The sequence below is a fragment of the Candidatus Avelusimicrobium faecicola genome (genome assembly GCA_900540405.1).
Taxonomy (GTDB): Bacteria; Elusimicrobiota; Elusimicrobia; order Elusimicrobiales; family Elusimicrobiaceae; genus Avelusimicrobium; species Avelusimicrobium faecicola.
In genome coordinates, this window is the sequence record UQFW01000009.1 from 1 (window position 1) to 13,752 (window position 13,752).

General features: G+C 50.9%; 15 protein-coding genes. All 15 read left to right on the forward strand.

Going from position 1 to position 13,752, the window contains the following annotated elements; all coding sequences use genetic code 11:
• A partial coding sequence (locus ACQY18_RS01660) for a DNA gyrase C-terminal beta-propeller domain-containing protein (RefSeq protein WP_428038599.1) occupies nt 1-898 on the forward strand: 898 nt, incomplete at its 5' end.
• A gap of 210 nt (nt 899-1,108) precedes the next feature.
• Entirely contained in the window at nt 1,109-2,566 is a 1,458-nt protein-coding gene (locus ACQY18_RS01665) for an alpha-amylase family glycosyl hydrolase (RefSeq protein WP_428038600.1), read from the forward strand.
• 288 nt (nt 2,567-2,854) lie between these two features.
• On the forward strand, nt 2,855-3,109 hold the full coding sequence (locus tag ACQY18_RS01670) for an AtpZ/AtpI family protein (protein WP_176776955.1): 255 nt from the start codon (nt 2,855-2,857) through the stop codon (nt 3,107-3,109).
• Nucleotides 3,096-3,857, forward strand: coding sequence for a F0F1 ATP synthase subunit A (gene atpB, locus ACQY18_RS01675; RefSeq protein ID WP_176776956.1), 762 nt, complete (start codon nt 3,096-3,098; stop codon nt 3,855-3,857). Before ACQY18_RS01670 ends, atpB begins: the two co-directional genes overlap by 14 nt.
• A 50-nt stretch (nt 3,858-3,907) precedes the next feature.
• Nucleotides 3,908-4,135 (forward strand): ATP synthase F0 subunit C, encoded by a 228-nt coding sequence (gene atpE, locus ACQY18_RS01680; protein ID WP_176776957.1) that lies wholly within the window; start codon nt 3,908-3,910, stop codon nt 4,133-4,135.
• 27 nt (nt 4,136-4,162) lie between these two features.
• Nucleotides 4,163-4,657, forward strand: a complete 495-nt coding sequence (gene atpF / locus ACQY18_RS01685; RefSeq protein ID WP_176776958.1) for a F0F1 ATP synthase subunit B — start codon at nt 4,163-4,165, stop codon at nt 4,655-4,657.
• A gap of 3 nt (nt 4,658-4,660) precedes the next feature.
• Complete coding sequence (atpH, locus tag ACQY18_RS01690) at nt 4,661-5,188, forward strand: ATP synthase F1 subunit delta (protein WP_428038601.1); 528 nt, start codon at nt 4,661-4,663, stop codon at nt 5,186-5,188.
• A gap of 12 nt (nt 5,189-5,200) precedes the next feature.
• Nucleotides 5,201-6,727 carry a F0F1 ATP synthase subunit alpha gene (atpA, locus tag ACQY18_RS01695; RefSeq protein ID WP_428038602.1) on the forward strand — a complete coding sequence of 509 codons (1,527 nt, stop codon included), beginning with the start codon at nt 5,201-5,203 and terminating at the stop codon, nt 6,725-6,727.
• Nucleotides 6,728-6,731: 4 nt separating this feature from the next.
• Nucleotides 6,732-7,667, forward strand: a complete 936-nt coding sequence (gene rfaD, locus ACQY18_RS01700; RefSeq protein WP_428038603.1) for an ADP-glyceromanno-heptose 6-epimerase — start codon at nt 6,732-6,734, stop codon at nt 7,665-7,667.
• A gap of 9 nt (nt 7,668-7,676) precedes the next feature.
• The gene (gene atpG / locus ACQY18_RS01705) at nt 7,677-8,582 is read left to right on the forward strand and encodes an ATP synthase F1 subunit gamma (protein WP_428038604.1); all 906 of its coding nucleotides are present in this window, start codon (nt 7,677-7,679) and stop codon (nt 8,580-8,582) included.
• A 31-nt stretch (nt 8,583-8,613) separates the two neighbouring features.
• Nucleotides 8,614-10,032, forward strand: a complete 1,419-nt coding sequence (atpD, locus tag ACQY18_RS01710; protein WP_176776963.1) for a F0F1 ATP synthase subunit beta — start codon at nt 8,614-8,616, stop codon at nt 10,030-10,032.
• A gap of 8 nt (nt 10,033-10,040) precedes the next feature.
• Complete coding sequence (gene atpC / locus ACQY18_RS01715) at nt 10,041-10,451, forward strand: ATP synthase F1 subunit epsilon (protein WP_176776964.1); 411 nt, start codon at nt 10,041-10,043, stop codon at nt 10,449-10,451.
• Between the two features lie 62 nt (nt 10,452-10,513).
• Complete coding sequence (locus tag ACQY18_RS01720) at nt 10,514-11,347, forward strand: prohibitin family protein (RefSeq protein WP_428038605.1); 834 nt, start codon at nt 10,514-10,516, stop codon at nt 11,345-11,347.
• Nucleotides 11,348-11,410: 63 nt separating this feature from the next.
• Nucleotides 11,411-12,568 carry an MFS transporter gene (locus ACQY18_RS01725; RefSeq protein WP_428038606.1) on the forward strand — a complete coding sequence of 386 codons (1,158 nt, stop codon included), beginning with the start codon at nt 11,411-11,413 and terminating at the stop codon, nt 12,566-12,568.
• 77 nt (nt 12,569-12,645) lie between these two features.
• Entirely contained in the window at nt 12,646-13,692 is a 1,047-nt protein-coding gene (locus tag ACQY18_RS01730) for a hypothetical protein (RefSeq protein ID WP_428038607.1), read from the forward strand.
• Nucleotides 13,693-13,752 lie beyond the last annotated feature (60 nt).

Consider the following 13,752-nt stretch of genomic DNA (forward strand, 5'->3'; position numbering starts at 1 on the left):
CCGCGGCGGTAAAGGGATTATCGGCGGTAAAACGAAAGAAGAAGACTTTATGGAACACCTGTTCGTCACGTCTTCCCACGCCACTATTTTAATGTTCACCAACCGCGGCCGCGTGTTTGCGTTGCGCGCGTTTGAAATCCCCGAAGGCAACCGTATGTCCAAGGGTAAAGCCATTGTGAACCTCTTGCAATTAGTGGGCGAGGAAAAAGTGACCTCTGCCGTGTCCATTGATAATTTTGACCCGAAACATTGTGAAAATACCTTCCTGACGATGTGTACGCGCTATGGCTCCATTAAGCGTGTAGCGTTGGAAGAATTTGCCAACATCCGCAAAACGGGTATTATTGCCATGGGCCTGGAAGAAGGCGACGTGCTGACCAGTGTGCAAACCACGCACGGTACGTCGGACATTATCGTAGCCACCAAGAACGGCAAATCCATCCGCTTTGACGAAAACCAAGTGCGCGCCATGGGCCGCCCGGCCAAGGGTGTACGCGCTATCAGCCTGATGGAAGGCGACGTGGTGGTTGGTATGGAACAAGCCCCCAACGATGCCCCGCAGCCGGATGTGTTATCCGTATGCGAAAACGGCTTCGGCAAACGCACGGAATTTAGCGAATACAAACGCCAAAACCGCGGCGGTATGGGTGTAATTACCATTAAAACCAGCGAACGCAACGGCAAAGTAGTAGGCATTAAGTTGGTGGACGAATCCAAAGACTTAATGATTGTGACCGAAAAAGGCATGACCATCCGCGTACGGTGCGAAGACATCCGCTCCGTAGGCCGCAACGCCCAAGGGGTCACGCTGGCTAAGCTGGAACCGGGTGACAAAATTGCCCGTATCGCCCCGGTGGTAAAGGCGGAAGAAGAACAGACGGATTCCAAAGCCGAATAACCACCTGTAAGTGTTTTATAACTCCCCGCCGGTGTAGTTTAAGCCGGCGGGGTTTTTTATGGTATTTATAGGGGGGAATAAAAAGGGTTAGTAAAAAGGTTTATACCTGGTAGATAAAATGTTGTATTGTAAAAATATTTACTGGGCGGTAAAAAAATGTTTACAAACTTGCGGAAAAAGTGCTATAAAAATAACAGGGAGTCTATAAATATGCGAACAAATCCTCATATCTTGGAAATTAACACACGCGCGTGGATGAAGCGTTTGGAACGCCGCCACGGACAAAAATTCACCCTGGACCAAATCCCGGACAATTACTGGACGGAAATAAAGGCCCTGGGGTTTGATGCTGTATGGTTAATGGGCGTATGGAAACATAGCCCCAAAGCAACGGAAATTGCCCGCACGCACCCGGACGTTGTGGAAGCGGTACGGAAGATAGAACCCAACTTTGACCCCCAAGATATTGTCGCCTCCCCGTACGCTATTATGGAATATGTGGTGGATGATCCCCTGGGCGGCCCGGAAAGCCTTAAAAAATTGCGGGCCAAATTAAACGGTATAGGGATTGCGGTATTTTTGGATTTTGTAGGCAACCACACCGCCATAGATGCGCCCACGGTGGAAACAGACCCGGATTTGTACATCAACACCGGCACCGCCCAACCGCACGTTCACGCGGATTGGTTTTTTACCAATAAAGCCGGGGTGCATATTGCCCACGGGCGTGACCCGTATTTTGCCCCGTGGACGGATACCGCCCAACTGAACTATTTTAACCCTAAAACGCGGCGCTTTATGTTGGATAACCTGTTGCGCGTGGCCGAACAGTGCGACGGCGTGCGGTGCGATATGGCTATGCTCAGCCTTAATAAAGTCCACCGGGATACCTGGCGTGACTTTTTAGGGAACGATTTGCCCAAAGAAGAATTTTGGACCCAAGCCTTAAAAGAAGTGCGCGATATTCACCCGGAATTTACTTTTATTGCGGAAGTATACTGGGGTTTGGAATGGGAAATTCAGGAAATGGGGTTTGATTATACTTACGATAAAGTATTGTATGACCGGCTCCGCTTTTCCAATTCCGAAAACATCAAAGCCCATTTGGGGGCGGAACACTTGTTCCAAATGCGCTCTATCCGCTTTACTTCCAACCATGACGAAGAAGAAAGCCTAAAAGCCTTTGGAAAGGAAAAATCCCTCGCGGCCAGCACCATTATTGCCACGTTGCCCGGCGCGCGGATGTTCTATTTATTCCAACTGTTAGGCCGCCCCGCCCGCCTGCCTATCCAATATGTAAAGGATTGGTTCACGGTGGATAAAGAGGTAGCCACTTATTACGCCCGGTTGCTGACGATTGCTTCCGCGCCGGAATTTCACGGCGGCCAATGGTCCTTAAAAGAGGTCCGCGCGCTGAATGATGATTCCTACCGCAACGTGTTGGCCTGGCAGTGGAAACAGCGCAATACCGGCAAAATGGTGGTGATTAATTACAGCGGCCAACCCAGCCGGTGCTGTCTGCCTATGAAAGGCTCCGAGGCGCTGAACGGCTCCGTGCGGGAGGAATTTTCCAAACAGCAAATAGAAGTGACCCCGCAAATGCGTGCGGAAGGTTTTACATTGGAATTAAAACCGTACGAAAGCAAAATCTTCACGTTTTCTTTATAAAATAAGAAAATGCTTTTGGAAAACCCGCCCTGTTGTGCAGAGCGGGTTTTCATTTATTTATGGGTGCCGGGGCACTGGTAGCGGGCGCGTGCCGATACCGGGTTATTTTTATTATTATGGCGGCGGGGGCTTTCTAACGCAAAAAGCCGTTCCCCTTTTGCCCCATTATTTAATACAATAAAATAGAGCGGTTTGAACAGGCAGAAAGTTTGGCTTTTTGCCTCAAATTGTTTTATAATATATATATAAACTTACCGCTCGGTAAATTAAAAACGGAGGGCCCTTACCGTGGGACCGTTTACCAAGCAAGACCATTTGGAAATCGCCACCCTGGGGCTGGAGTTTGCCACCGTGGAAGTTTTATGTACGTTAGGCGGTTGGTGGTTGGATAAACGCTGGGGCAGTTTGCCGTGGCTTACGTTAGCCGGGGCGGCCTTAGGGTTTGCTTGGGGGATGTACCTGGTTGTTAAAGGGGCCCAAACCGGGCAGGAACAAACAAATTTAACTGCGCATAAGGCGGATAAAAAAGATGGACGTAGCTGAAATATTATCTCATCACATTTTGGATTCTCACTGGGGGTGGACACTAAACGGTGTTAGCTTGCCTATTACCACGCATACCGTCACCCTGTTAAGCGTAAGCGTTATTTTGCTGGTGCTTTTGCATTGGATTTCCCGCGGAGGGACTTCCACCCTTAAACGGCTTTTAACGGCCGGGGCGGAGGAATATGTTTCCTTTATCCGGGACGGCATGGTACTGCCCAATATGGGGGAAGAAGGCAAAGGCTTTTTGCCGTACTTCTGCACTTTATTTTTATTTATTTTGTTTACCAACCTGGCGGGGCTGATTCCTAATATGAAAACCGCCACGTCCAACATTTCCGTCAATGCGGCCCTGGCGCTGTGCAGCGGCGGGCTGATTGTGTATTGCGGGCTTAAATTCCACGGGCTAGTTGGCTTTTTGAAAGGCTTTATCCCTTCCGGCACGCCCGGTTGGTTGGTGCCGCTTATTTTCCCGTTGGAAATTATCAGCACGGTAATTAAAGTGGGCGTACTGGCCTTGCGTCTTTTTGCCAATATGTTGGCCGGGCACATGGTGCTGATTAGCCTTTTATTAATGATTTTTATTATTGGTAAATTAAATGTGGCGGCCGGCGTAGGGGCTGCCGTTCCGGCTATGGGCCTGGAAATTTTTATGACGCTGTTGGAACTGCTGGTGGCTTTTTTGCAGGCTTATGTATTTACCCTGCTTACCAGTATTTTTGCCGGCTCCGTCATACATACGCATTAATCTAAAAAAATCTATCAACAAGGGCTTCGGCCCAAAAAGGAGAAAAAATTATGGAACTCGCAGCACTTAAATTCATCGCCGCCGGTATTGGTGCCGGTTTAGCCGTTATCGGGGCCGGTTTGGGTTTGGGTAAAATCGGTACCGCCGCTTTGGAAGGCACCGCCCGCCAACCGGAAGCCGGCAGCGCTATCCGCACGACCATGATTATCATTGCCGCTTTGTTAGAAGGTGCCGCAATGTTTGGCTTGGTCATCTGCTTGTTGACGATGATTATGTAGTTTGATTTTTCCTAATATAGGTAAAATATGCAAGATTTACTAAAACCTGATTACGGGGTGCTGATTTTAACTATCTGCAACTTCCTGCTTTTGGTGTTTTTATTAAAAAAATTCGCGTGGAAGGCCATTATCGGCGCGTTAGAAGCCCGCGAAGCCCAAATAAAAACCGATAAAGAGCAGGCCGCTGCAGCCCGTGCGCAGGCGGAAGACATTAAAAAAGAATTGGATGCTAAATTAGCGCAAATTTCTTCCGAGGCCGCCCAAAAGATGCAACAGGCGGTAGCTATGGGTGAAACGCAAAAAAACCAGCTTTTGGCGCAAGCTAAAGAGCAGGCGGAAAACTTAATTGCCCAGGCCAAAGCGCAAATTCAAGCCGAAAAGGACAAAGCCCTTTCGGACGTGAAAAACCAAATTGTCAGTACCGCCATGCTGGCCGCCGCCAAAGTGGCGCAGCAACAAATTAACCAAGAATCGGCCCAGCAGATAGTAGAGCAAGTATTGGCCGAGGTGCAGGGCAAGTAATTTATGAACAGTTCAGACAGAATCTTAGCCCAACGCTACGCCAAGGCTTACGACGCTTTAGCCACTTCCAACCTGCAGGCCCAGGCCCGCGCCGAGGAATTGGCCGCCGCAAGCCAAGCGTTAGCCGGTGCCCAAGCGTTTATGACGGACCCGAACGTATCCGTTCCGGCTAAAACCGGGTTTTTGCGGGAAGCGTTAGTGTCCGCCCCGGCGGCGCAGGCGTTCTTAAATACGCTGGTGCAAGCCAAACGCTATAACTTGCTCGGGCAAATCGTCCGCGAGGTCAACGCCCTGCTGGACGCCCGGTTGGGCATTATCCGTGCGGAAATTTCTTCCGCAGTGCCGCTTACGGATGCCTTAAAAGCTCACGCCGAAAGTGTCCTTTCCGCCCGTTATGGCGGCAAGGTGGCCGCCGTATATCATACGGACCCGGCCCTCATCGGCGGCGTAAAGATTTTGTGCCGGGGGGAACTGATAGACGCAAGCCTCAAGCGGCAGTTTGAAAAAATGCAGGAAGAATTAACCAAATAAACGGTGTATTTTATGGCAATCAGACCAGAAGAAATAACCAACATTATTAAAGAAAAAATAAGCAAATTTGAAGCGACTGCGGATTTAAGCGAGGTCGGCACCGTTATCCAAGTGGGTGACGGCATTGCCCGCGTTCACGGCTTAAACAACGTGAAAGCCTCGGAGCTGGTGGACTTTGGCCACGGCGTAAAAGGCATGGCGCTTAACTTGGAATACGACAACGTCGGCTGTGTGCTGATGGGGCCGGACCACCTGGTGCAGGAAGGCGACAGCGTCAAACGCACCGGGGAAGTCATCAGCGTACCCGTGAGCGAAGAAATGATTGGCCGCGTGGTAGACCCGTTGGGTAATGCGCTAGACGGCAAAGGCGCCATTAAAGGCGTTAAAAATATGCCGTTGGACATTGTAGCCCCCGGCATTATTGACCGCCAGCCGGTCAAACAGCCGTTGCAAACGGGCTTGAAAGCCATTGACGCGCTCGTGCCGATAGGTAAAGGCCAGCGCGAACTGATTATCGGCGACCGCCAAACCGGTAAAACGGCTATTGCGGTAGATGCTATCATCAACCAAAAGAACATTCCGGAAGCGGAACGCTGCATTTGTATTTATGTAGCCGTGGGCCAAAAACAGAGTACGGTAGCCCAAGTAGTCAAAACGCTGACCGATTACGGCGCTATGGATTATACCATTGTGGTATCGGCCACCGCGTCCGACCCGGCTTCCTTGCTGTATATCGCGCCGTACGCCGGCTGCGCTATCGGTGAATATTTTATGTGGCAAGGCAAAGACGTGCTGATTGTGTATGACGATTTGTCCAAGCACGCGCAGGCTTACCGCCAGATGTCCTTGCTGTTGCGCCGTCCGCCAGGCCGCGAAGCCTACCCCGGTGACGTGTTTTACTTGCACTCCAGATTGTTGGAACGCGCCTGCAAACTTTCTAAAGAAAACGGCGGCGGCTCCATTACCGCGTTGCCGATTATTGAAACCCAGGCGAACGACGTTTCCGCCTATATTCCCACGAACGTAATTTCTATTACGGACGGACAGATTTATTTGGAAAGCAGTTTGTTTTTAAGCGGTGTAAAACCGGCTATTAACGTGGGGCTTTCCGTTTCCCGCGTGGGGGGCTCGGCCCAGCGCAAGAGTATGCGCAAAGTGGCAGGTACCTTGCGTATTGATATGTCCCAGTATCAGGAATTGGCCGGGTTTGCCCAGTTCGGCTCTGAGTTGGATAAAGAATCCCAACGGCAAATTGCCCGCGGTAAACGCATGAGCGAACTGCTCAAACAGAACCAGTATTCTCCGTTGCATGTAGGGGAAGAAGTGCTGGTGCTGTTTGCGGGCGTAAACGGCTATTTGGACAGCGTGGAAGTAGAAGACGTGCGCGAATATGAAAAACAATTACTCGCCTTTGTCCGCGCGGAACAAAAAAACTTGCTGGATGAATTAAATGCCGCTAACGAGCTGACTAAAGAATTGGAAGAAAAAGTCCGCGCCGCGTTAGATGCGTTTAAGAACATTTTTAAGGGGAGCAAATAATTCCATGGAAACGAAGAAAAAATATTTGGTGACCGGCGGTGCCGGCTTTATCGGCAGTAATATTGCCAAAACCTTGGAAGCCCAAGGCCATGAAGTGACGGTAATGGACGATTTTTCCAAAAACGGGCACTTCAAAAACCTGATTGGCTTTAAGGGGGATGTAATTGCCGCCGATTGCTTTACGTTTATGCCGCGGGATATGTATTTTGATGCCATCTTCCATGAAGCGGCCATCACGGATACTACCGTTATGGACCAAAAAGCCATGATGGAACAAAACGTGGAAGCGTTCAAAAACGTGCTTACGTTTGCGGCCGAAAACGAAATTAAAAAAGTCATTTACGCTTCTTCCGCCGCCACCTACGGCAACGGCCCGGTGCCCAATGTGGAAACGCAACCCACCCACCCGGAAAACGTGTACGGTTTTTCCAAAGTAATTATGGATAACGTAGCCCGCCAGTTTGCGGCCGATAACCGCGATATGACCATTATTGGATTACGTTATTTTAACGTATACGGCCCCGGCGAATATTTTAAGGGCAAAATGGCCAGTATGGTTTTCCAACTGTACAACCAAATGCGTGAAGGCAAACGCCCCCGCGTGTTCAAAAACGGGGAACAACAGCGCGATTTTGTGTATGTAAAAGATATTGTCAAAATCAATATGTGCGCATTACGCAACGGTAAAGAAACGGGCGTTTATAACGCCGCTACCGGCATCCCGCGCGATTATAACGCCATTATTGCCTGCCTGAATAAAGAAATGGGCCTTAATTTGGAACCCGAATACATTGATAACCCGTATCCGTTCTTCCAACTTAAAACCCAGGCAGATATGACGAAGTCCGAAAGTAAATTGGGGTATACGCCCGATTATACATTGGAAGCCGGTATTGCCGACTATGTAAAAATTTTGAACGAACATTACAACCGGAAATAGGAAAAAAGCATGGAATCGCTTAGAGACATACGGCAAAACATTAAGGCCATTAAATCCACGCAGCAAATCATGCAGACGATGAAGATGATTTCCAGCGCGCGTATCCGCAAAGCGCAGGATGCCATGACGGCTGCGCGGCCTTTTGCCCAAAAAATGCTTCAAATGGTGGACGACCTGAAAACGGATATTTTAACCATGTCCGACGACGGCGACACCGCCGAGAGCTGGTCTTCGCGGTTTTTTGTCAACAAAACGGGCAACCCGCAAAAAATCGGCCTTATCTGCATTACCGGGGATAAGGGCCTGGCGGGTTCTTTTAATGCCGTGGTACTGCGCCGCGTGTTGCAGTTTTTGAAGGAAAACCAAGGCAAAGAAATTTCCGTATTCGTCATAGGCAAAAAAGGGCGGGACTTTTTGGCCCGCCTCAAAATGCCGGGCTTAAAAATTGCGTACGAAAGCGTGGGGATTTTCCCCAAAGTGACGTACGCCCACGCCGAGCTGTTGGGCGAAGCCGTAATGAAAGCGTTTTTTACGGAGCAGTTGGGCTCCGTCACGCTGATTTATAACGACTTTAAGTCCATGGCCAGCCAAAACTTGGTGGAAGAAAAGGTGCTTCCGTTTGCTTTTGAAGCCCCTGTAAACCGGCGTGAAGAAAGTGACTTTGCGTTTGAACCGGGCCTAAAAGAGATTTTCCGTATTTTAGTGCCGCGCCTGTTCAAAGCCAATATGTACCGCATTTTGCTGGAATCGCAAGCGGCTAACTTAGCCGCCACCATGAACGCCATGGATGCCGCCAGCAAAAACGCGGGGGAATTGGTGACGGCGCTGGGGCTCAAATTAAACAAAGTACGCCAAGCCGGCATTACCAACGAAATTTTGGACATTGTAAACGGGGCGGAGGCCCTAAACAGCTAGTTTTATAAAACCACTTGATATAGGAACAAATATGAAAAGCGGAAAAGTAATTCAAATCATTGGCGCGGCCGTGGATATTCAGTTTGAGCAAGGCCACTTGCCCGCCATTGAAAACGCCATAGAAATTGAACTGACGCCGGAAAAGAAAATCGTGGCCGAAGTTGCCCAGCAAATGGGTGACGGTATTGTACGCTGCGTATCTTTGGAAAGTACGGACGGTTTACAGCGCGGTGCCAACGCCGTGGATACGGGAGCCCCGCTCAACGTGCCGGTGGGCGAAGCCTGCCTGGGCCGCCTGATGAACGTATTGGGCAAACCGCAAGACCACAAAGGCGATATTGCGGCCCCGATGAATATGCCCATTCACCGGGACCCGCCGTCTTTGGAAGACCAAAACCCCACCCCGGAAATTTTTGAAACCGGTATTAAAGTAATTGACTTAATTGCCCCGTATATGAAAGGGGGCAAAGTGGGTCTGTTCGGCGGTGCTGGCGTAGGCAAAACCGTACTGATTATGGAACTGATTAACAACGTGGCGCGCGAACACCACGGCAGCTCCGTCTTCGGCGGCGTAGGGGAAAGAAGCCGCGAAGGCAACGATTTAATGTTGGAAATGAGCGAATCTAAACTTTCCGACGGAAGCACCGTACTGGATAAAACCGTACTGGTTTACGGGCAGATGAACGAGCCGCCGGGTGCCCGCGCCAAAGTGGCCTTAACGGCGCTTACGCAGGCGGAGTATTTCCGCGACGTAAAAGGGCAGGACGTATTGCTGTTCTTGGATAACATCTTCCGCTTTGTGTTGGCCAACTCCGAAGTATCCGCCCTGCTCGGGCGTATGCCTTCCGCTGTGGGTTATCAGCCTACGCTGAATACGGAAATCGGCAACTTGCAGGAACGTATTACCTCCACCAAAAAAGGCGCTATTACGTCCATTCAGGCCGTATATGTGCCCGCGGACGACTTAACCGACCCCGGTGTGGCCGCTACGTTTACGCACTTGGATTCTACCTCCGTGCTTTCCCGCCAAATTGCCAGCTTGGGTATTTACCCGGCCGTGGACCCGTTGGATTCCACGTCCCGCATTTTGGACCCGCGCATCATTGGCGAAGAACATTACAGCGTTTCCCAGCGTGTGCGCCAAGTATTGCAGAAATACAAAGATTTGCAAGATATTATTGCTATCTTGGGTATGGACGAATTGGCCGACGAAGACAAAAAAACCGTGGCCCGTGCCCGCAGAATCCAAAAGTTCCTCTCGCAGCCGTTTTCCGTGGCGGAACAATTTACGGGGCACCCCGGCAAATACGTCAAACTGGCCGACACCATCAAAGCCTTTAAGGGCATTGTGGACGGCGAGTATGACCATATTCCCGAATCCTGCTTCTATATGTGCGGCGGGATAGAGGACGTATTGGCCAATTACGAAAAAATTAAAGATAAAGAGTAATTAACTCTATGGCTAAAAAGCTGATTCTAAACTTGATTACGCCGGAAAAACAGCTCATTTCCAACCTGGAGGTAGATATGGTTATTTTACCTGCCTTGCTGGGGGAAATGGGCGTGTTGCCCGGACACGCCAAAATGATAGTGCAGTTGGGCATGGGCTCACTGCGCTATAAACAGGGCGAAAAAGAGCAAGAATTTGCCGCGTTGGGCGGGTTTGTGGAAATCCTGAACGATACGGTAAATGTATTTGCCGAAAGTGCCGGCCTGGCGGATGAAATTGACGAAGAGGCCGAAGCACAAAAAATCAAGCGCGCCAAAGAAAGTTTAACCAACAAAGACGCGGATATTGATTTTGAATTGGCAGAAATAGAGCTTAAACAAGCCATTGCCCGCATGAAAGTTAAAAAGCGGCATATTTAATCAAATAACAACCCCTGCGTGCTTAAAGTGCGCAGGGGCATTTTAATAACAAGGATAACCAAATGAAAAAATTTAATGTAATGCCCGGCGGGGAAATACACTTTCCGTCTTTTTCTTGGAAAGTGGTAATCATCCCGGCGGTATTGTTGCTGTTGGCGGTGCTTGCCTGCGGCTCTTATTTTACGGTTTCCGCCGGGAGTGTGGCGGTTAAATTGCGCTTTGGGCAAATTGTGGGCGCGTATGGGGAAGGGCTCCATGTAAAATTGCCGTTAGTGGACCGTATTGAAAAATTCTCCGTGCGCATTAAAAAAGATGCTTTTACCACGGAGGCTTTTTCTAAAGACTTGCAGACGGTAGGCTTAACGCTGGCTATCAACCACCGCATTATGCCGCAAACCATAGAATCTATTTACCGCAATTTGGGGCCGGAATATACGTCTACCATTTTGAAACCCATGGTGGAAGAATGGACGAAAGCCGTTATTGCCAAATACTCGGCAGACAGCCTGATTGCCAACCGGGTGGAAGTAGCGCAGGAATTGGATAAAATCTTAAAATCCAAAATGGCGGAAAAAGAAGTCATCGTTTCCGATATTGCCATTACCAATTTTGAGTTTTCGCCCCAATTTTTAAGAGCGGTGGAAGAAAAACAAATCGCCGAGCAGGAAGCCAAACGCGCTACCAACTTGGTGGAAAAAGTTAAAAAAGAAGCCGAGCAGAAAATTTTACAGGCGGAAGCGGAAGCCAAATCCTTGCGGTTGCAACGGGAAGTGGTTTCGGATAATTTAATTAAATTGCGCCAAGTGGAAGCGCAAATTAAAGCCATTGAAAAATGGGACGGCCGTATGCCTAACTACATGGCGGGCGGCCAAATGCCGTTTGTTATGGTAAAATAGGTTTTTGAAACCGGTTAAGGGGATACCTTTTACCGGGTATCCCCTTTTTTATAGGTACATGAAATGAAAGAAATAAACAGCCGCCCACGCGCCTTGTTCCCGCTGATGTTGTGCTTTTTTGCCATGGGGTTTGTGGACTCCGTGGGCGTGGCTACCCATTATATCCGGGCGGATTTTCAGTTATCGGGTACGCTGTCGGGCTTGTTTGCCACCATGGTTTTTTTGTGGTTTTTGGCGGGCGCGGTTCCGGCCGGCTTACTGATGAACAAAATAGGCCGCCGCAAAACGGTATTATGGAGTTTACTGCTTACGGCGGCGGCATTTGTGGTGCCGTTTGCGCATTACAGCTTTTGGGGAATGTTTCTTTCCTTTGCGTTTTTGGGGCTCGGAAATACCTTGATGCAGGTTTCCTTAAACCCGCTCGTTGGCAATTTGGTATCGCCCGAAAAACTGCCCGGTATGCTTACTTTGGGCCAGTTTGTAAAAGCGGTTTGCTCTTTGCTGGCCCCGGTGGCCGCCGGGTGGTGTGCGCTGTATTGGCAGGATTGGAAAATTTTATATTGGTTTTTTCTGGCGGAGGCGCTGTTAGCCTTTGGGGCGTTGGCGCGTACGCCCATCCGGGAGACCCCGCCGAACGCCGCCCAAACCGGGTTCAAACAAGCGTTTGGTTTACTGGCGGACAGTGTGATTTTGAGTTGTTTTATCGGGATTATTTGCCATGTGGGGTTAGACGTGGGAATGAATATGGCGGCCCCCAAACTGCTTATGGAGCGGGCCGGGCTGGGGGTGGCCGCGGCCGGGTACGGCTCCGGGGTTTATTTTTTATGGCGCACCGCCGGGTGTTTGGCGGGGGTGTTTTTGCTGGGGCGCTATGGCGGGCAGAAAATTTTTCGGTGGAGTATGGGGCTGATTGTGGCGGGGTGGCTGTTGTTGTGGTTCGGCCAAACGCAGGCCGTTTTGTATGCGGGCATTAGTTGCGTAGGGCTCGGAAATGCCAACGTGTTCCCGGTGATTTTTTCCCAAGCCTTGTGGCGCAGTCCCACACGCCAAAATGAAGTATCCGGCCTGATGATTATGGGGCTCGTGGGAGGAGCTGTTTTCCCGCTACTCATGGGCGCGGCGGCGGATTTTGCTTCCTCCCAGGCGGGCGCCATGGGCGTATTGGCCCCGGCCATCGGGTTTTTGTGCGTTTTTTCGCGCCGGAGCCCAGCGGGCCGTTAAGCCGGGTTCCGGCGGGGATTTTGTATAATAAAACCGGGGAAGCCTAAAACTTGCCCGGTTTTTATGTGAGGAAAAAGATGAAATTTTTGGGGTATTTTTTGATTTTGATTTTCGGCGCGGCGGGCGGGTGGTATGCCCGGCAGGCGTATGTGGCGCACCCGGCGCCCGCGCAGGCCCCCACGCGCGCCGCATTGGCCCGGCAAGCGGCGGCGGGAAACGCCGAGGCCGCGTATCAACTGGGGGAAATGTATTTAACCACCCAAGGGGGCGCGGCGGAGCCGTCCGCGGCGGTGGAATACTTGCGGTTGGCCGCGTGGAAGAATTTTGCTCCCGCCCAAAACGAATTGGCCCGCTTTTATGAAGAAGGACTTGCCGGCGTGACAAAAAACGCCACAGAGGGCCTTTTTTGGCGCATGGCGGCCGCATGTGCGGGCAGTGCCGAGGCCCAACAAACGGTAAAAGAAGCGTTTATACAAAACCCGGAGGTCTATGCGCAGGCGCTAGTTGTTTTTACGGCCTACCAACAGGCCCGCGTGGGCAGTGGGGAGAGCGCCCTGGCGTTTGCCAACCAGTTGGCAAAGGGGGGCGCGCTGAACGAAGACGCCGAAGAAAGCCTGAAATGGCTGACGGAGGCGGCCGCGCAGAAAATCCCGTCCGCCCAGGCGCAGTTGGGGCTCAAATATGCGCAAGGGTTGGGCGTTGCCAAGGACGAAACCAAAGCCTTTAGTTTACTGGCTCCGGCGGCGGAAGCGGGGGACCCGCTGGCCCAGTTATATTGGGGCCGCCGGGCGTATACGCAAAGCGCGGCCGAGGGCGGCCCGGACTATGCGGAGGCGTTCAAATGGTTTATGAGTGCCGCCGATAAAGGCAATACGGAAGCGCAGTATTTAACCGGGGTGATGTATATGCAGGGGCAGGGTACGGAAAAATCGGTTTCCAAAGCGTTGCAGGCTTTTAGCCGCGCGGCCGAGGGCGGGCACGCCAGCGCGCAGTATGTGGTGGGGCAAAGTTATTACAAGGGGTTAGGTATCCGCCGCAATATGCGCGAGGCCCGCAAGTGGCTATCCAAGGCCGCCGCCAACGGCAACCAAGCCGCCAAAAATTTGTTGGAAGAAATCAAATAAATCTCCGCCGGAATATCAAAACCCCGCTTGTTTTTAGCAAGCGGGGTTTTTTACAGATGG